Source organism: Cutibacterium sp. KB22876, from assembly GCF_059728865.1.
In genome coordinates, this window is record NZ_AP040858.1 from 2,540,051 (window position 1) to 2,558,606 (window position 18,556).

General features: G+C 64.4%; 15 protein-coding genes. 4 read left to right on the forward strand and 11 right to left on the reverse strand.

Annotated elements, in window-relative coordinates; genetic code table 11:
- The first annotated feature begins 25 nt into the window (after window positions 1-25).
- The 4 genes from AC6I1W_RS11550 (at window position 26) to AC6I1W_RS11565 (ending at window position 5,653) form a co-directional block, all read left to right on the forward strand.
- Window positions 26-1,870: a DUF2207 domain-containing protein gene (locus AC6I1W_RS11550; protein ID WP_117189686.1), complete on the forward strand. Its 1,845-nt coding sequence runs from the start codon at window positions 26-28 to the stop codon at window positions 1,868-1,870.
- 266 nt (window positions 1,871-2,136) lie between these two features.
- A complete protein-coding gene (locus AC6I1W_RS11555) occupies window positions 2,137-2,655 on the forward strand; it encodes a nucleoside/nucleotide kinase family protein (RefSeq protein WP_117189663.1) in 519 nt (172 codons plus the stop codon).
- A 94-nt stretch (window positions 2,656-2,749) separates the two neighbouring features.
- A complete protein-coding gene (locus tag AC6I1W_RS11560; protein WP_171048657.1) occupies window positions 2,750-4,402 on the forward strand; it encodes an MFS transporter in 1,653 nt (550 codons plus the stop codon).
- 729 nt (window positions 4,403-5,131) lie between these two features.
- Window positions 5,132-5,653, forward strand: coding sequence for a 3'-5' exonuclease (locus AC6I1W_RS11565; RefSeq protein ID WP_429830924.1), 522 nt, complete (start codon window positions 5,132-5,134; stop codon window positions 5,651-5,653).
- Window positions 5,654-5,760: 107 nt separating this feature from the next.
- Here AC6I1W_RS11565 and metG read toward each other — a convergent pair whose 3' ends face one another.
- From metG to AC6I1W_RS11620, 11 genes are all read right to left on the reverse strand, one after another.
- Window positions 5,761-7,545, reverse strand: coding sequence for a methionine--tRNA ligase (gene metG / locus AC6I1W_RS11570; RefSeq protein WP_117189660.1), 1,785 nt, complete (start codon window positions 7,543-7,545; stop codon window positions 5,761-5,763).
- A gap of 85 nt (window positions 7,546-7,630) precedes the next feature.
- Window positions 7,631-7,852: a hypothetical protein gene (locus AC6I1W_RS11575; RefSeq protein ID WP_249361315.1), complete on the reverse strand. Its 222-nt coding sequence runs from the start codon at window positions 7,850-7,852 to the stop codon at window positions 7,631-7,633.
- The gene (locus AC6I1W_RS11580) at window positions 7,849-8,691 is read right to left on the reverse strand and encodes a polysaccharide deacetylase family protein (protein WP_249361313.1); all 843 of its coding nucleotides are present in this window, start codon (window positions 8,689-8,691) and stop codon (window positions 7,849-7,851) included. Before AC6I1W_RS11580 ends, AC6I1W_RS11575 begins: the two co-directional genes overlap by 4 nt.
- A 228-nt stretch (window positions 8,692-8,919) precedes the next feature.
- Window positions 8,920-9,840 (reverse strand): RNase H family protein, encoded by a 921-nt coding sequence (locus AC6I1W_RS11585; RefSeq protein WP_065673804.1) that lies wholly within the window; start codon window positions 9,838-9,840, stop codon window positions 8,920-8,922.
- Window positions 9,837-10,250, reverse strand: a complete 414-nt coding sequence (locus AC6I1W_RS11590) for a cytidine deaminase (protein ID WP_063279522.1) — start codon at window positions 10,248-10,250, stop codon at window positions 9,837-9,839. The genes AC6I1W_RS11585 and AC6I1W_RS11590 overlap by 4 nt, the downstream gene beginning before the upstream one ends.
- A 1-nt stretch (window position 10,251) precedes the next feature.
- Window positions 10,252-11,610 (reverse strand): ABC transporter permease, encoded by a 1,359-nt coding sequence (locus AC6I1W_RS11595; RefSeq protein WP_117189659.1) that lies wholly within the window; start codon window positions 11,608-11,610, stop codon window positions 10,252-10,254.
- Entirely contained in the window at window positions 11,607-12,869 is a 1,263-nt protein-coding gene (locus tag AC6I1W_RS11600; protein WP_117189658.1) for an ABC transporter permease, read from the reverse strand. Before AC6I1W_RS11600 ends, AC6I1W_RS11595 begins: the two co-directional genes overlap by 4 nt.
- On the reverse strand, window positions 12,866-14,455 hold the full coding sequence (locus AC6I1W_RS11605) for an ABC transporter ATP-binding protein (RefSeq protein ID WP_063279525.1): 1,590 nt from the start codon (window positions 14,453-14,455) through the stop codon (window positions 12,866-12,868). Before AC6I1W_RS11605 ends, AC6I1W_RS11600 begins: the two co-directional genes overlap by 4 nt.
- 139 nt (window positions 14,456-14,594) lie before the next feature.
- Window positions 14,595-15,716, reverse strand: a complete 1,122-nt coding sequence (locus AC6I1W_RS11610) for a BMP family lipoprotein (RefSeq protein ID WP_171048656.1) — start codon at window positions 15,714-15,716, stop codon at window positions 14,595-14,597.
- Between the two features lie 192 nt (window positions 15,717-15,908).
- Window positions 15,909-17,147, reverse strand: a complete 1,239-nt coding sequence (locus AC6I1W_RS11615) for an aminoglycoside phosphotransferase family protein (RefSeq protein ID WP_117189656.1) — start codon at window positions 17,145-17,147, stop codon at window positions 15,909-15,911.
- A complete protein-coding gene (locus AC6I1W_RS11620) occupies window positions 17,144-18,550 on the reverse strand; it encodes a hemolysin family protein (RefSeq protein ID WP_117189655.1) in 1,407 nt (468 codons plus the stop codon). Before AC6I1W_RS11620 ends, AC6I1W_RS11615 begins: the two co-directional genes overlap by 4 nt.
- Window positions 18,551-18,556 lie beyond the last annotated feature (6 nt).

Here is an 18,556-nt window from a genome sequence, read left to right on the forward strand (position 1 = left end):
AATTAGGGTGCCTCACACTGATTCCATGCGACGTACCCCATTCGCCGTATTAACAGCATTCCTGCTGACGCTTTTTGTCGCTGTGGTCCCGGCCGTTCCGGCCCATGCCCAGGGCGACGAACGCATCACGGCTTACAACGTCAACGCCACCCTCGATCGAGACGGCGACGCTCGAGTCACCCTTGACCTCACCTACGACTTCGCTGACGCGGACAGACACGGGCCTTACCTGACCTTCGTCACGAGACAGTCACTCACCGACAATCCCGGCCACGTCCGCCATGTCACCTACAGTGACATTCATGCCTCGAGCCCGTCGGGAGCTCCGGCCAACCTCCACAAGGAGAATGGCGGCGCACTACAGCTGCGCATGGGGTCTAAGGACCAGACCGTCACCGGTATGCAGAAATACCGGATCACCTACATGGTTCACGGTCTCATCGGTCGGGACAACAAGGAATCTCACCTCGACGAGATCAACTGGCGCATCTTCACCAATGTGGGCGTTCTCGTCGGCAACTCCAAGGTGACCATCACGGCACCCGCCAATGTAACGAAGGTCTACTGTGAGGTCGAGGACGGCGAGTGCGACACCTCCTCAACGGGCACGAAAACCGTTACCTTCTCGGCCCGCAAGATTGATGCCAACAAGACCTGGCGGGTGGTGGCCGGTGTCCCTGCCGGTACCTTCACCTCCGCTGCTGACGCCACGGTGACCGAGGCCACATCGGGCTCCCGGGCCGACCTCCCGCAGTACCTCACCGTCATCCCCTACGTTGTCGCCGTTGTTGTACTAGGCCTCATCGGCCTCGGGGCGTCCCTGTTCCGCAAGCGCGACATGGAATTTGCCGACGAAGCCCCTGGGTTCATTCCGGCACCTGATTTGCAGCAGGTCCGGCGTCGACGAGGAAAGGTCGAGGCGCCCATCCTCGTCCATCCGCCGGCTGGCATCACCCCGGCACAAGCAGGAGCCCTCCTCAACGGCAATGCCGACACCAATACCGTAACCGCCGGCATGCTCGACCTTGTCGCTCGGCACCATCTGTCAATCAACCAGGAAGAGCCTTCCGGCCTGGTGTTCAAGAAGCCGGAGTGGCGGTTCAACTGGCTGCGCGGGGAGGACTCGTTGGCGCCTTGGGAAGCTCGTCTCCTCGGTTCCCTCATCGGCAGCGGCAACAGCATCACCACCAGAGAACTGCGTCGCCAGAATGGCAACATTGCTCTGCCGAACGCCAAGAAGGATCTCGACGAGCTCAACGACCAGGCCGGCTACTTCACGAAGTCCCATCGCCAGGCACGGCTCGGGATCGTCGCCATCGGGGTCGCCCTGATCATCCTCGGCATACTCGGGTTCGTCTCCGGATTCCCCTTCCTTCTCGGAGGCGGAAGCACCATTGTCTACTTCGTCCTGACCTTCGTCACATTCGTGGCCGGCATCCTCTTCCTCGGCCTGTCCCGGAAAGTCCGACCACCTCGCAGCGCTCTGGGCACCGCGGTAACCGATCAGGTGCGGGGATTCCGCGACTACTTGGCTACCATCGAGGCGGAGCAGATCCAGATCGAGGAGGACCTCGACATCTTCTCGGCCTACCTTTCTTGGGCCGCGGCCTTCGGCATCGTCGACCGCTGGGTCACCCTGTTCGAACGGCTCGAGGCTGAGGGACGCTGGTCCCCCGACCCGATGTGGTACCCGCTGTACGGCTACGGCTATCACCGCAACCAGTCATTCACCTCGGCCTTCAACGACATGACCGAAGCGATGTCGTCGTCCATGACGGCAGCAGCGTCGTCCAGCACCTCGAGCTCCAGCTCCGGATTCTCCTCGGGATCCTCCGGCGGCTTCGGCGGTGGGGGCGGTGGAAGCTGGTGACACTCTAGACTCCCATGGTGGTCGAGGGCGACGACACCGTGCCACCGGGATCAGCGAATTCACCAGGAAACTGAGCCACGCCATGCGGTTGGCAGCGAGCGCCCTGCGAGACCAACCCCCTGAGGCGGTGCTGCCTCTTCCATCGTCGGCAGATTCGTGGGCGCTCCATGGTCATGATGGGCCTACCGATAGACTGATCAGCCGTGGCGCGCACGATCATCCTGTTGGCAGGACCCTCTGGGGCCGGGAAATCCCGTCTGACCCATATGGCTAAGCTGCCTGAACTGCGCCTTGACGACTTCTACCACGATCATGACGAGCCCGGCCTCCCCCGGGTGCGCGGCATGGTCGACTGGGACGACGTCGCCTCCTGGAACCTTCCAGCGGCTGTGGACGCCCTCGGTGAACTCGCGGCCGACGGGCAGACCGTCGTTCCCTGCTACGACATCTCGAGGTCTCGGGCCGATGGCACCCACCTCGTCGATGTGGGAGATGCGACAGCCGTCGTCGCCGAGGGGATCTTCGCCCTCGACCTGCTCGATCCGTGCCTGCGAGCCGGCATGGAGGTCCTGCCCATCTGGTTGGATCGTCCCCGCTGGTTCAACTTCGCCCGTCGTCTCATCCGCGATCTGCGACAGCACCGCAAGTCCCCACCCGTGCTGATTCGTCGTGGTCTGGCCCTGTGCCAGGCAGAGCCTGCACTGCGATCACGGGCCATCGTCATGGGATTCCAGCCGATGAGCATGAGGCGGGCGAGTGCCACCGTCGCGTCCCTCATGGACTAGTCACCATGGGTTGAGTGCCGGAGGGTTTTCAACCTTTTGATCGATGCTGAGGAGCCTCGTGCTCCGTAGTGTCGGTGGGGTCGAAAGGAATGCCGTGACAGACAGATCCTCCGCCGCCACCGCGGCCCAACGCGTCCCCGGACGCTGGAAGGCCCTCGCCGTCCTCGCCGCCGGGCTCTCACTCATCATCCTGGACGGGACGATTGTCGGTGTCGCCCTGCCGACGATGATCTCGGCCCTCGACCTGGACCTCACTGACGCACAGTGGGTCAACGCCATCTACAACGTCATCTTCGCCGCTCTGCTGCTTGGCGCCGGGCGTCTCGGTGACCGGGTTGGCCGTCGTACCACCTTCGCCGCCGGTGTCGTGCTTTTCGTCGGAGGCTCCTTGCTCGCCGCGATGGCGTCAGGTTCTGGTTCACTCATCGCCTCGCGTGCCGTCCAGGGTGTTGGTGGTGCGCTGGTGCTGCCGTCCACCCTGTCCTCGGTGAACTCGCTGTTCCAGGGCAAGGACCGCGCCGCGGCTTTCGGCATCTGGGGCGCCGTCATGAGCGGTATGGCCGCTCTCGGCCCGCTGCTCGGTGGAGTCCTGACCGAGTACGCCTCCTGGCGCTGGATCTTCTGGGTCAACCTGCCCTTGGGTCTGCTCGTGCTGGCGGGAATCGCCGCATGGGTGCCACAGACTCGTGGCAAGCAGGCCGAGAAGGGCGTTGACGTCGACGGTCTGCTCACCTCGGCCATCGGCTTCGGCCTGCTCGTCTTCGGCCTCATCGAGGCCACCTCGCTCGGCTGGTGGACCAAGAAGGAGCCCCTCAAGGTCTTCGGCTGGTCGTGGCCGGAGAGCTGGTCGATGTCCCCGGTGCCGTGGGCGATCGCCATCGGTCTGGTCTTCATCGCACTGTTCATCGTGTGGAAAAGCCACCGCGCCAAGATCGGCCGTGACGCCCTGATCGACCTCACCCTGTTCCGTGTCGGCACCTTCTCCTGGGGCAACCTGACCGCAGCGACGGTGGCCATCGGTGAGTTCTCGCTGATGTTCGTACTGCCCCTGTTCCTGGTGAACTCGGTCGGTCTGTCGACGGTGCGCACTGGTGTCGTGCTGGCCGCGATGGCCCTGGGTGCCTTCTTCTCCGGGGCCTCGGCCCGTCACCTGGCAGCCCGTGTGGGAGCTCCTGGCGTCGTCGTCCTCGGGCTGGCCCTGGAAGTCGTCGGCGTCGGACTGCTGGCCTGGACGGTCGGCGCCCAGGCATCGACGTGGTTCGTCATGCTGACTCTGGTGGTCTACGGCATTGGCCTCGGCCTGGCATCGGCTCAGCTCACCTCGACGGTGTTGCATGACATTCCCCAGGAGCACTCGGGAGCGGGCTCGGCCAGCCAGTCGACGGTGCGTCAGCTCGGCTCGGCCTTCGGTGCTGCGATCGCCGGGTCTGCCCTTGGCTCTGCGATGAGCCACACCATTCCTGACGAGGTGTCCTCGACCAGCGGTGTGCCGACCAAGGTGCTCGACAAGCTGGTCCGGGCCACCCAGGACTCGGCTGGATCCGCCATCACCGGACTGCGCAACGCCTCTCCTGACAGCCCGTTCATCCGTTCACTGGGTGACGCCCGGAACGCCGTCATCCACGGCCTCGAGACTGGTTTTGCACACGCGGCGGCATGGTCGATCGGGTTCTCCGCACTCTTCCTGGTGCTCGGCCTGCTCGGATCCTTCATGGTCATGCGTCAGGCCCGAAGGCAGGAGGCGTGACAACGCACGGGGACGCTGTCGGCCCCGAGGAATACCCTGAGCGGAATCCTTGGTCGCACCTGACCGGTGATGGTTTCTGGAAGGGCGTTCAGCATGGCATCAAGCATGACAGTGCCGCAGTGGCTGCGCAGGCTGTTGCGTCATCCCGAGCGTGCGACACCGAAAGACCTTCGCGATCTCTTCGCGATGGTGGACGACTCCGACCGGATTGTCCCGATGTACCGAGGCCGAGACAATGGCCGGTGGCGTCAGGAGATCGCGGCCCTCAAGCGTGAGGGTGACTACGAACAGGCGTTGATCCTGGCATCCGGATGCATGTTCTCGATGATCTCGATGGCACGGGAGGCCCCTGACACCGCCGACGAGTCCTGGGTCATCGAGGTGGCGAAGATCCTCCACAGGATGAGGTGCTACCCCGAGGAGGCGCGGACGATCGAGTTCTGGCTCAACCTGGGTATCGAGTCCTATCGGATCGACGAACACCTAGACCTGCGGAAACGTCGGGCCAAGGCCCAGGAACTGTGGGCCAAGGTGGAGGAACGCGACGCCACGGAATACCACGAGGAATGGAAACGTCTAGTGGAAGCCGGCAAGCGGACGAAGGACACCATGTCCTTGGACTGGCCCGTCGTTAGTCAGCCCCCGGCGCCGCACACCGTGGCCCCCATCCGGAAGGGCCGCGCGACACGAACGCCTCGGCATTCCAGACTGATTCCCTCACCGGAACAGATGGCCTGCGACACCTTCGTCGCCGTGGACTTCGAGACGGCCAACCGGCAGGGCGGGGTGTCCGCATGTCAGCTCGCCATGGTCAGGGTGAGTGAAGGCCGAATCGTCGACCGATTCAACTCCCTGCTGCGTCCTCCTCCCGGATGGGACGCTTTCCAGTTCACCTACCTGCACGGCATCTCCGCAGCAGATGTCCAGCACTCCCCGATGTGGCCTGCGGTGGCCGACGAGATTTCGGAATTTGTCGCCGGCTCCCCCGTCTACGCTCACAATGCCATGTTCGACTCTCGGGTGTGGCGCCAGCTCGACGAGTACTTCGGCACTGTCACCCTGCCGTCCCCGTTCTTCTGCTCCTACCGGACGGCCCAACGCCTCATCCGTGGTCTGCCCAATTACAAGCTTCCGACGGTACTTCAGGCCTGTGAACCGAATTACCACCTGAATCACCACCGGGCGGACTCCGACGCCGAGGCGTGCGCCCTCATCGTCTGCCAATTGCAGCGACTGGCCAGCCAACTCTGACCTCTTGCCCCAGCCGGTACCCGCCGGGTACTACACGGAGCTGCCAAAAACTGCCCGGAACCGGCGATGGTGACGTTGCCATCGCCGGTTTTTGGCAGCTCCGTGTATCAGGACTGCGGGTTGACCGGGGCCCACTCCGGACCAGTCTCGGCAAGCTTGGCGTCCAGCTTCCGGAAGATCGGGCTGGGCTTGACCAGCAGGGTTCCGACCGCGATCTCGCGACGTCCCCACGAAGCCTTCTCCGAAGCGTAGTCACCCATGAGGATGGGGGCAGCACCGTCGGTCTCGACGAGCTCGGGCTGGGCCGCCCACACGCCTTCGCCACCCAGCGCCTCGTAGATCTTCTGGGCCGAGTGCGGCATGAACGGGGTGAGCATGGTGTTGACGTCACTGACGACCTGAAGGGCCACGTGCAGCACGGTGTTGCGGCGCTCCAGGTTGTCCTTGAGCTTCCAAGGCTCCTGGGCGGAGATGTAGGCGTTGGCCAGTCCGACGATCCTCATGGCCTCGGTGATGGCGGCCTTGAACTTGGCGTGGGCCAGCAGGTCCCCAACGGTGTCGAATCCGCCAGCCGAGGCGTCCAACAGTTCGCGATCGGCGTCGGTCAGCTCACCGGCAGCCGGGATCTCGCCACAGTTCTTGAAGGCCATCGAGATGGACCGGTTGACGAGGTTGCCCCACTCATTGGCCAGCTCGAAGTTCACCCGCCGGACGAACTCCTCCCAGGTGAAGTCGGTGTCCTGATTCTCCGGGCCGGCCACCGCGATGAAGTAACGCAGGGCGTCTGGTCCGAACTCACGCAGGAAGTCCCCGACGAAGATGGTGGCACCACGCGAGTTCGAGACCTTCGAACCACTCATCGTGAGGAACTCACTGGAGACGATCTCGGTCGGCAGGTCGAGGATGCCGAGCTCCGCGGAAGGCTCGCCTCCCTTGTCACCACGTCCGTTGGTGCCCAACAGAATGCCGGGCCAGATGACGGAGTGAAAGACGATGTTGTCCTTGCCCATGAAGTAGTAGGAGCGGGCATCATCGTCGTTCCAGAACTCGCGCCAAGCATCTGGCTTGCCGATGCGCCGGGCCCACTCGATGGAGGACGACAGGTAGCCGATGACAGCGTCGAACCACACATAGATGCGCTTCATGGGCTCGTTCTCCCAGCCCTCGACCGGCACTTTGACGCCCCAGTCAAGATCACGGGTGATGGCGCGCGGGCGCAGCTCCTCGAGGAGGTTGTGGGAGAACTTGAGAACGTTGGGACGCCAATCGGTGCGGGTGTCGATCCAGGCCGTCAAGGACTCGGCGAGGGCGGGGAGATCGAGGAAGAAGTGCTCGGTCTCGCGGAACTCGGGAGTGGCCCCGGTGGTCTTGGAACGCGGGTTCAGCAGATCGGCCGGGTCGAGCTGACGGCCACAGTCGTCACACTGGTCACCGCGGGCGTCGTCGTACCCACAGATCGGGCAGGTGCCCTCGATGTAACGGTCTGGCAGGGTGCGGCCGGTGGACGGCTCGAAAGCACCCATCTCGGTCTTCTTGACGACGTAGCCGTTGTCGTGGAGGCGGGTGAAGATCTCCTGGGTGACGTGAGCGTGGTTGTCCGTCATCGTCGAGGTGTACAGGTCGTAGGACAGGCCAAGGCCCTGCAGGTCAGAGGCGATGATGCGGTGATACTTCTCGGCGCACTCCTGGGCCGTGAGACCCTCCTGATCAGCCTTGACCGAGATGGCGGTGCCGTGGCAATCCGAGCCGGAGACCATGAGAACTCGGTGGCCCGACATTCGCATGTACCGGGCAAAGACGTCAGAGGGGACACCGAATCCGGACACATGGCCGATATGTCGAGGCCCATTGGCGTAGGGCCACGCGACGGCGGCAAGAATGTTGGCACACATGGTGCGAAGTCTATCGGAACGCACCCTAGCGGCCGCATCGTCCCGCGGCCGGCGTCACCGCGACGTCACCAGCGTCGGTGGGCCGTCACAAGTGGTGGTGGCCCCACCTGGCCAGCCGGTGACGGTGGTCGAAGACCTTGTCGACATCGAAGAAGCCCCGGTAGATGTGGGGGGTGTGACGCATCCCGTATCCGTCGACGTGCACTCTGCTCTGCACGACGAGGCCGAGGTCGGGCCACTGGTCCACCGTCGTGCCGTCGGACACGTCGCAGATGACGTCGAAACCAGCCTCGCGGATGACCTTCATGAGGGGCCATCCAAGGCGGCCAGGGAACCGAACGGGGTGATGTACAGGGACGTGGGGCCCAGGAGTTCGCCGACTTCCCGCTTCCATTTGGCGGTGTCATCGGTAACCCACTCCCGGGTCATCCGTTTCGAACCCAGGTCGATGTGTCCGTAGGAGTGACTGGCGAAGGTCCACCCCCGTTTCCTCATGAGGGCGATGATGGGCTTGACGGCCTCCTGTTGGGCGGCCCGGTTGCGCTCGTGACGGTCGGTTCGGTAACCCATGATGCCTTCGTACCCAGTGAGAGCCAGGGTCGCGGCCGCCCCGTTGAGGCTGAATTCAGGATGGGCACGCAGGTACCCGTCGAGCAGTCCGACGATGCAGTTCGTGGGTTCTTTGACCTGTCTGCCGGTCGACGGGTCCTTGCCGATACTCGACAGGTGCCCGGTCGAGTCGATGATGATCCGGTCCATGAACCCCTTGCCCAGGAGGAAACGGTTGAAGCTGAGGTCGTCGATCGACAGGACGGGGGCTTGTGACCGCGAGGCACGCGCAGCTCGGGGTTGGGCACCACGGCGTGACCGCGATGCACGAAGCAGTCGGCCAGCGACACGAGGACGTAGTGACGGGCGCGCAGCTCGTCGAGCAGGGCGACGGCCTCCGACCTGGTGATGTACCAGTCGTCGAAGTCCTGCCCCTCCTCGCTGGCGAACGCCACGTGGGGGAAGGGGGATGATCTGGTGGATGAACAGATGCTGGACGGTGCCGTGGAAGGGTTCCAGGTCGGACTCGGCCCAGTGCTCGCGCACCGGTTGCCAGTCGTCGACATGGGCGGGCGAGGTCGCGGAGGTCGGCGACACGGGAGCCGCCCCTCGGCGGGTCGGCGTCCCATTCGGGGCGGTCGACGCCCCGGACTCCTCGCCGGACGAGCCGCTCGCGGCCCCTCACTGGAATTCTCCGCGCATCCGGTGAGAGCCATGAGGGTGGCCCCCATGAACCAGTCACGCCTCGAGAACCGCTTGTGCACCATGCCCACGCTTTCCCCGACCAAAGACAGGACAGTCACCTCATGGCGGCAGATATGTGTATTACCGGTATCCCCCACCATCTCGTACGACCGTACCCTGATGGAAGATCAGCTTCCACCCATGAGGGCCGCGCCGCCACAGCGACGCGCGCAACGACTCCCGCGCCCCGGACCGGTGGCGCCAGCGCAGCAGGACGGTCTGCTCGGACAGCCTCACCACGCCCAGCGCCTCGATGCCGACACGGCTTCCGAGTGTCTGACTTCGGGCCTCGGCCAGCACACGGCCCCTCGTCCAGATCCTCCCGCTCACCCCGTGTTCGACGAAGTCCTCGTCGAGCAGCTCGGTCAACGCCCTCTGACGCCGGTAGGGGTCGGGGTCGACGAGTCGGCGCTCCAAGGCGACGAGTTCGGCAGTGAGCACCTGGTCGGGATTGGCGGGGGCGGGCGGAAGGTCGAACAGCTCTGACTGGGCTTCGACGGCCTCCTGGGACCGGTCCGATCCGGGCGAGAGGGAATCGTCGGCAACTGTCATCCCCGGTCCGTGGTCGACCGGGGTGCCGTCCCGGAAAGCGGTGGCAGCGGCCCGGGCTCGCATGTCCGCGGCCTCGTTGAGGGCATGGCCCGCATGCCCCTTGACCCACTCGAAGGTGACGTCACGCCCACGCAGCTGGACGTCGATCTGCTCGAGCAGGTCACGGTTGAGGACGGGTTTTCCGTCGGCCTTGCGCCACCCCTTGCGCTTCCATCCTGGCATCCACTTGGTGCAGCAATTGATGGCGTACTGGGAGTCACACAGGATTGTCAGCGACTCGCCGAGGCCGCCGGTGGACCGTAGCAGGTCGAGGACGGCCATGAGCTCGCCCATGTTGTTCGTGCCGCGCGGCCAACCGCCCGCAGCCCAGGTGTCGTCGTCGATGTACCAGGCCCAGCCGGCTGGTCCCGGGTTGTCGAGGGAGGACCCATCGGCGGCGGCCACGATCATGACTTCTCCTGTTGGTTGGTTACTCGGTCCAGGTCGTCGATGCCGAATGCCTGCGGCAGCACCTCGGCCATCGTCTGCACCCCTGCCGGGGTGTCGATGAGCATCGTCGGACCGCCATGTTCCCACAGCAGCTGACGACACCGTCCGCACGGCATGATCGTCGCACCCATCGCATCGACGCAGCAGAAGGCGAGGAGATGTCCCCCTCCCCCGGCCACCAGATCGCTGATCAACCCGCACTCGGCACACAGGGTGACGCCGTAGCCAGCGTTCTCGACATTGCACCCGACGACGACGCGACCATCCTCGGCAAGTCCGGCCGCGCCTACAGGGAAGTGGGAGTACGGCGCATAGGCACGCTTGGTCAGTTCACGGGCGCGACGGCGCAGCGCCTCCCAGTTGACGTCCACGTCACTCCTTGATGTACGGGGTGCCGTCGGCTGCTGGCGACCTCACCTTGCCCACTAGCCCGGCGACGGCGACGATCGTCGCGATGTACGGCAGGATGAGCAGGAACTGCGAGGGCATCGGGGCGCTGATCGTCGACAGCTCGGTGGACAGCTGTGTCACGAAGCTGAAGAACAGTGCCATGACGGCAGCCAGGCCCGGACGCCAGCGGCCCATGATGAGGGCCGCCAGGGCAATGAAGCCATTACCCACCGTGATGTCCTTCGAGAAGGATCCGACGGTACCGATGGTGAAGTAAGCACCGCCCAGACCGGCGAAGACGCCACCGACAAGCACGGCCGACCAACGAACACTGGCGACGGAGATACCGACGGTGTCGGCAGCCTCGGGATGCTCACCCACGGAACGCACCCGCAGACCCCACTTGGTGCGCCACAGCAGGAACCACACCAGCGGGATGCAGAGGAAGCCGATGTACACCAAGATCGTCTGGTCGAAGAAGATGGGGCCGAAGAACGGGATCTTGGACAGCACCGGAATCGGCACCGCCTCCATAATCGGCGCAGTGTTGTACTTCTCGGCCTCGGGCGAGAGCAGCTGAGTGTAGAGGAAGCCTGTCAGGCCGGATGCGAAGAGGTTCACCACCACGCCCATGACGACCTGGTCGACGAAGTACTTGATGGTGAAGACGGCGAGCAGGGCGGCAGTCAGCACCGAGGCGATGATCGCCGCGACGATGGCCGCGAAGACCGAGTGGGTCATCGATCCGACCAGGGCCGCAGCGAAGGCTGCAGTGAGCATCTGACCCTCGATGGCGACATTGACGACGCCGGCACGCTCGCACATGACACCGCAGAGGGCGCCGAGGACCAGCGGGGTGGCCACCGACAAGGTGCCCTGCAACTGGCCGGCCACCTGGAAGGGCAGTTCACGGCCGGCGGCCGCCCAGCTCAGGAATCCGATGATGATCGCGACGCCGGCCACCACACCGGCGGTGACGGTGAGGGTGTGACGGCTACGGCCCATGAAGAAGGCAGCGGACGCCAACAGACACGCGATGGCGCTGACGAGGGCGATCGGGAAACCGGAGACGGTCAGGGTTCCCAGTTCCTTGCCGGCCAGGGCATCCGTGAAGGCGAAGTGGGCCTTGCCGGAGGTCTTGCTCAGCAGGAAGAACAGGATCACCGCCATGATGGCGATGAGCACGCCCGCCGACAGACGGTGGGTGCGACCCTCGCGGGATTCCACCCGCTCGAACTCCAGCTCCTTGTCGAGGCCCTCGCTGGCCTCGGGGGGCAGCTCCACACCAGTCTTGGTGATGTCGGACGTGGTGGGACGAGGAAAACGCGATGCCGGGCTCATGCCAGGGCCCCCTTCGTGGTGGTGTCAGCCGGGACCGGACCGCGGTCACGGTTCCTGCCTCGCTTTTCCTTGCGCGTCTTGAGGAAGGGCAGGATCGTCTTGACCAGCATCGGCGCTGCCACGAACATGACGATGACGGCCTGGATTACTCGGACGAGGTCCAGAGAGGTCTGGGTCATGGCCTGCATGCGCAGACCACCCTGGTTCATGGCTCCCCAGAACAGACCGGCCAGCACGATGCCGAGCGGCTTGGAGCGGCCCAGCAGGGCCACCGTGATGGCGTCGAAGCCGATGGTTCCGACCAGGCCGATGGACAGCTGGGTCGGGGTGGCTCCCGAGATCGGGCCCAGGGCGACCTCGACCCCGGCCATACCTGCCAGGCCACCGGAGATGACCATGGTCCAGGCGATGATCGAGTTGGTGTTCATACCGGCAGTGGCCGAGGCATTCGGGTTGGCACCGACTGCGCGGATCTGGAAGCCCAGATGGGTGCGATCCAGCAGCCACCAGGTGCCCACGGCCAGCAGCAGAGCCAGGAAGAATCCCAGGTGCAACTGGGACCCGGCCAGCCGTGGGAAGGTGGCGTTCCAGTCGACGATCGGGGCGATCGGGTCGGTACGACCAGGCATCTGGAAGGCCTTCGTCGTCAACAACCACGCCAACAGACCACTGGCGATGTAGTTGAGCATGATCGTCACGATGACCTCGTTGGCGCCAGCGCGGGCCTTGAGGACGCCGGCGATGGCACCCCAGATGGCTCCGCCCACGAAACCGGCAATCACGGCGAACAGCAGGTGGATGGGCAGCGGCAGGGAGTGGAAGTTGAATCCCACCCAGGCAGCCAGCGTCGCTCCGGCAATGGCCTGGCCCTGACCACCGATATTGAACAGGCCAGCCTTGAAGCCCAGACCGATGGCAAGACCACCACAGATGAGCGGCGCGGACTGGGCCGTCGTCGCAGTGAGGGCCTGCCAGGACCCGAAGGCTCCCTGGAACAGGGCGGCGTAGGCCGAGGAGACCTGAGCCCAGGAATCGGTCAGGGCGTCAGGACGGGAGAAGAGATAGCTCCACTCCTTGTTGATCTCCGGATCCGCAGCGACCATGACGATGGCCGAGACGATGAAGGCCAGCACGAACGCGGCAATCGTCACCCACAGGTCATTCCACCGGAAGGAGCGAGGCGGCTTGGGCTCCACCTTGGTCGCGGCAGGCGCCGTCGTCTCCTTCGACGGGGTGGGCTTCGGGGATTCGGTACTCATTCCGAGACCTCCTTGTGTCCCTTGGCGACGCTGTCACACGCCTCGTCATAACTGAATCCGGCCATCATGAGGCCGAGGACGTCGCGGGGAGTTCCCGTCGGGGCGATGCCGACGATACGACCGCGGTACATCACCGCGATGCGGTCCGACAACGCCTCGATCTCGTCGAGCTCGGTGGAAACGATGAGCACGGCGGTGCCGTTGTCCCGTTCCTCGACGATCCGCTGGTGCAGGAACTCGATGGCGCCAACGTCCACCCCACGGGTCGGCTGTGATGCCACGAGCACACTCAGCGGACGCGACAGCTCGCGAGCCAGGACGACCTTCTGCTGGTTACCACCCGACAGGGAGGACACCGGAAGCGATGCCGAGGGAGTACGGATGTCGAACTCCTCGACGCGGTCGCGGGCGTTGTCAGCGATGCGCCTGAGCTGAAGGTTGCCGTGCTTGGAGTAGGCACCCACCTGGTTCAGGATGAGGTTCTCCGCGATGGAGAACTCCCCGACGAAACCGTCACGCTGACGATCCTCAGGCACGAATCCCAGGCCAGCTCCGATGGTCTTGATCGGGGCCGCGCCGGTGGTGTCCTTGCCGTCGATGCGGATGGACCCTGAGGTCGGCTTGATGAGACCGAGCAGGGACGACGCAAGTTCGGTCTGGCCGTTGCCCTGCACACCGGCGACACCAAGGATCTCCCCGCCCTCGACGGTGAGAGAGACATTGTCGACGACGACAGATCCGAGGTCATCGGCCACCGTGAGGTTCTCGACCTCGAGACGTGGCCCGGTCGGTCTGGCCTCGTCCTTGTCGACGACCAGCTTGACGGCTCGACCCACCATCATCTCGGCAAGCTCGGCCTCGGACTGATCGGCAGAGGCCTCGCCGACGATCTTGCCGCGACGAACCACCGTGATGTCGTCAGCAATGGCACGGACCTCGCGCAGCTTGTGGGTGATGAAGACGATGGCTCGGCCCTCGTCGCGCAGCGTCTTCATGACCGCCATGAGCTCGTCGATCTCCTGCGGGGTGAGCACGGCGGTGGGCTCGTCCAAGATGAGGTACTTGGCGTCATTGGCCAGGGACTTGAGGATCTCGACGCGCTGCTGGACGCCGACCGGCAGGTTCTCGATCACCGAGTCCGGGTTGACGTCGAAGTGATAGCGATCAGACAGCTCGCGCACCTTCGAGCGGGCTCGTCCCATCGACAGCACACCGGCAGTCGATTCCTCTCGTCCGAGCACGATGTTCTCGGCCACCGTGAACACGTTGACGAGCATGAAATGCTGGTGGACCATCCCGATACCGGCCGCCATGGCCTGCTTGGGATTGTCGAAGTGCTGCTCCACGCCATCGATGTAGACCGATCCCTCGTCCGAGGGCAGCAGCCCGTACAGGATGTTCATGAGGGTCGACTTGCCGGCACCGTTCTCACCGAGCAGGCAATGGATGCGCCCGGGAACGATGTCGAGGTCGATGTGGTCGTTGGCCGTAAGCGTCCCGAATCTCTTCGTGACTCCGCGCAGACTCAGTCCTTCCTTGACTGGAGCGCGGTCGCCGGGTGGGACAGCGGTGGTGTTCATTGTCACGGGGCAGATCCTTCCACGTCTGTTCCCTGATGTCGTGTGAACCGACGACGACGCGCCGACCTCCCGTGGAGATCGGCGCGTCGTCGGCTCACGTGGTTGGCAACTCAGGAGCTGCGCGAACCGAGTTCGCGCTTCACGCTCACTTGGGCTGAGCCTTCGAGGTGATCTTGATCTTGCCGGAGGTGATGTCGGCCTTGATCGTCTTCAGCTCGTCCTTGACCTCAGCGGGGATCTTGGAGTCGAACTCGTGGAACGGGGACAGGCCGGTGCCATTGTCTTCGAGGGAGCCGATGTACGGCTTGCTGTCGAAGCTTCCGTCCTTGGCAGCCTTGATGGCGTCGAACACGGCGACGTCCATGCCCTTGTACACCGAGGTGATGATGTTGGAGCAGTAGGAGGGCTGGGTCTTGCAGCCGTCGCCGTCGACCCAGATGGCGTTGGCCTTGCCGCCGGAGGACTTCACGGCCTGCAGAGCGCCGTTGCCAGCGTTACCAGCGACCGGGAGGATGATGTCCGCACCCTGGTTGAGCAGAGCCTGAGCGGTTGTCTTACCACCAGAGACGTTCTGGAACGGGTTGGGCTGCGGAACGAACTGGCCGTCCTGCTTCTCGGCGTTCCAGCCGATGACCTGCACCGACTTGCTCTTCTGCTTGTTGTAGTAATCGACACCCTGGGCGAAGCCGTCCATGAAGATGGTCACGGTCGGGATCTTCATGCCGCCGAAGGTGGCCACCTTGCCGGTCTTGGTCAGCGAGGCGGCCAGGTAGCCGGCCTCGAAGGAGGACTGAGCGGTGTTGAAGATCAGCGGCTTGAAGTTCGACGGGGCGCCCTGAGGGTTGTCGTCGACAATGGCGAACTCGACGTTCGGGTTGGCCTTGGCAGCAGCCACGGTGGGCTTCTCGAGCAGGAATCCGACGGAGACGATGATCGAGCACTTGGCGTCAACCATGGACTGCAGGTTGGTGGCGTAGTCCTTGTCGTCCTTCGACTCCACCTTGGCGGTCTTGACACCGAGGTCGCTGGCGGCCTTGCTGAGGCCCTGCATAGAGGTCTCGTTGAAGGACTTGTCGTTGAAACCGGCGGAATCGGAGACCATGCAGGCCTTGAACTCACCAGAGTTCGAGTTGTCCTTTGCGGTCGCCGAGGTGGCGGTGGAACTCGACGAGGACCCCGAGGACGCGTCCGGAGCCTGCGCGCACGCCGACAGCGACAGCGCTGCGGCTGCAAGAACAGCGGGAATAGCGAGGTGTGACTTCTTCACGGACTGCCTCCTGGAGCAGACGATGATCCGACGAATGGGGAGCCCATGTGGCAGGTTTCGCCGATCGGGCCATCAAACTGTAACCCTTCCGTAGCGGAATCGACACCTCAACGGACAAACTGAGCCCAGGAAGTGGGAAAATGCCACCCCACTTCTCGCCGGTGCGTCCAATTCATGGGACGAATGAGGCCATCACGCGACCTGATTGACCAGGGCCTCCGCCGCGTCGATGATCGACAGCGTCTCAGGGCCCCAGTTCGCCTCCTGGCTGCGATAAGGACCGGTGGCCAGTGATATCGCCACCGCGGCGGAGCGCAATCTCAGCTCCACCGGGTCAACTCGGGAATCGAAGACGGGCACCCAGGCCGCCAAGATCTGCCGCACCCGGTCGGCCTGGACGGCATTCATGTGTTGCACCGTCGACAGATGGGCCACCAGGCAGGCGAGATCGTCGGCACGACGGCCCGGTCCGATGGTGTCGACGTCGAGAATCCCGCACACCTGACCATTCCAGACATGGATCTGACCTTCATGGAAGTCACCATGGGTGGGTTCGTTGCCCTGTGGCACACCCATCAACCCCTGGGAAATGATCCGCGCCATCCTGTCCAGGCGAGCTTGTTGATCGGGCATTGCGGCAGCGACCATGCGACAGTAATGGTCCACCGAGTCACTCCACGAGGATCGTCGGGGCAGGTCGCACACCTGCGGAGGGAGCTGGTCGAGCAGCCCGACAAGACTCTCGGCGGTGCAAGGATTCCCGAGTTCGAAGAGGGCCTTGCTGAGAGGGTGCCCCGGCAATTCGGTCAGGAAGAGCAGATTGTCGTCAGTGATCCCGGCGACGCGGGGACTCGGCACGGAAGCACGCGTGAGGAGATCATGTCGGGCCACGGTCGCCTGGAAGATGCCATCGCGTAGCACCTTGACGTAGAGGCGTCGGTTGGCGACCTCCACGCATAACACCGCGCGACGCCTGGGCCGGTACCCGATCATCCGAAGGTTGATCTGATCGGCACTGACGCGACCGTCGACCAACCCCAGGTCCGAGATGATGGCCGCCATCTGTTCGGGATAGGCGGCCCGGGACAACCCCGGCAGGTCGGGATCGTCGGGGTACCGCCACACGGCGACCTCCCGCGAGCCGTCAACGTAGATGTCCGCGCGAGAATCGGTCATCGCAGGACCACTGGCACGAGCACTCATACCAAAGAGCTCCTGCCGCTCCCCCGTCGGCCAGTGCACACGCGCCTGGTAGGTCGCTGTGGTGGACTGGCCGGGGTTGGCGTCGACATGGTCGAGGTGCCATTCCAGCAGGATCCCGCCGGCGTGCTCGACGGCCGCCTTCAGCAGTTCTTCGGCTTCCGGGCTGGTGAGCAGAACCGCCCCGTCAGCGTCCTTCCCAGGACCGCCGAGCCACGCAGGTCGTCTCACGCGCTTGCCGCCTCCCGCTGGGGGCGCGGGGCAGCAGAGGCTCCAGCGGTCACGATCGGAGCAGCCGGCGCGTCGAGCCTACGAATCCTCAGCCATGCAGCACGAAGGCCGTCGGCCTCGGTCACCGTCAGTTCGACATTGGGAGTGGGTTCCTCGTCCTCGTTCTCCTCCTCGGCCACGAAACCGACCGGGTAGAGGTGGACGTCGACCTGGGCCCCCTTGACAGGAACCTGTCCGGTCTGGGCCATGAAGTATCCGGCGACGGTGTCGTAGGGCCCCTCGGGCAGTACCAGACCGACCTTCTCCGCGAACTCCTCGATGGTCGTCAGACCGTCGATGTCACGCTGTCGGACGTGGGCCAAATCGGAGGGCTCGACGGTGTCGTACTCGTCAGTGATGTCGCCGACGATCTCCTCGACGAGGTCCTCCAAGGTGACGATGCCGGCCGTGCCGCCGTACTCGTCAAGGACGATGGCCAGGTGGGCATGGGCTCGACGCATCTCCGTGAGGGCCTTGAGCACCTTCACGGTGTCGGGCAGGGAGACGACGGTGCGCACGAGCTGGGACACCCGGCTGTTACGGATCTGGGGATCGAGCTCGAGCAGGTCACGTACGTGGACGAATCCGAGCACTCGGTCCGCCGAGCCGTCGATGACCGGGTAGCGGGAGTGGGATCCGTCCCGGACCACCTGGGCCCCCTGAACGGCCTTCATCGACCCCTGCAGGAAGTCCACCTCGGTTCGGGGCACCATGACCTCACGCAGGGACTTCTCCCCGACGGCGAAGACCTCGTCGAGGATGGTGCGCTCCTCGTCACCCAAGGTGGCCGACGAGACGACCATCGAGCGGATCTCCTCGTCGGTGACCTCCTCGCGGGCAGCTGCGGGGTCACCACCAAGGATCTTGACGACGAAATCGGTCGAGACACCCAGGAACCAGATGATCGGGCGGAACAGGGTCGCAATGCCGTTGACCATCGGGCCCAGCACCAGGGAGAACCCCTCGGCTCGTTGCATGGCCAGCCGCTTGGCGACCAGCTCTCCCAACACGATCGAGAAATAAGAAATGATGATCGTGATGATGACGAGGGCGACGGTGCCGGCAACGGAGGCCGACATTCCCCAGGACTCAAAAACCGGCGCGAGCTCATTCGCCAGTGTGGCACCACCGAATGCCGAGGCCAGGAAACCCGACAGGGTGACGCCAATCTGGACAGCAGACAGGAAGCGGTTGGGATCTGATTGCAGCTGCTGGATCGAGCGGCCGCGCGATCCACGGGTGGCCGCCAATTGCTTGACCTGGGAATCGCGGAGGCTCACCAGCGCCATCTCGGCAGCCGAGAACACTCCTCCCAGGAGGATGAACAGCAGAATGATGGCGGCGTTCTCAAGGACGTCAGCCACGGACCT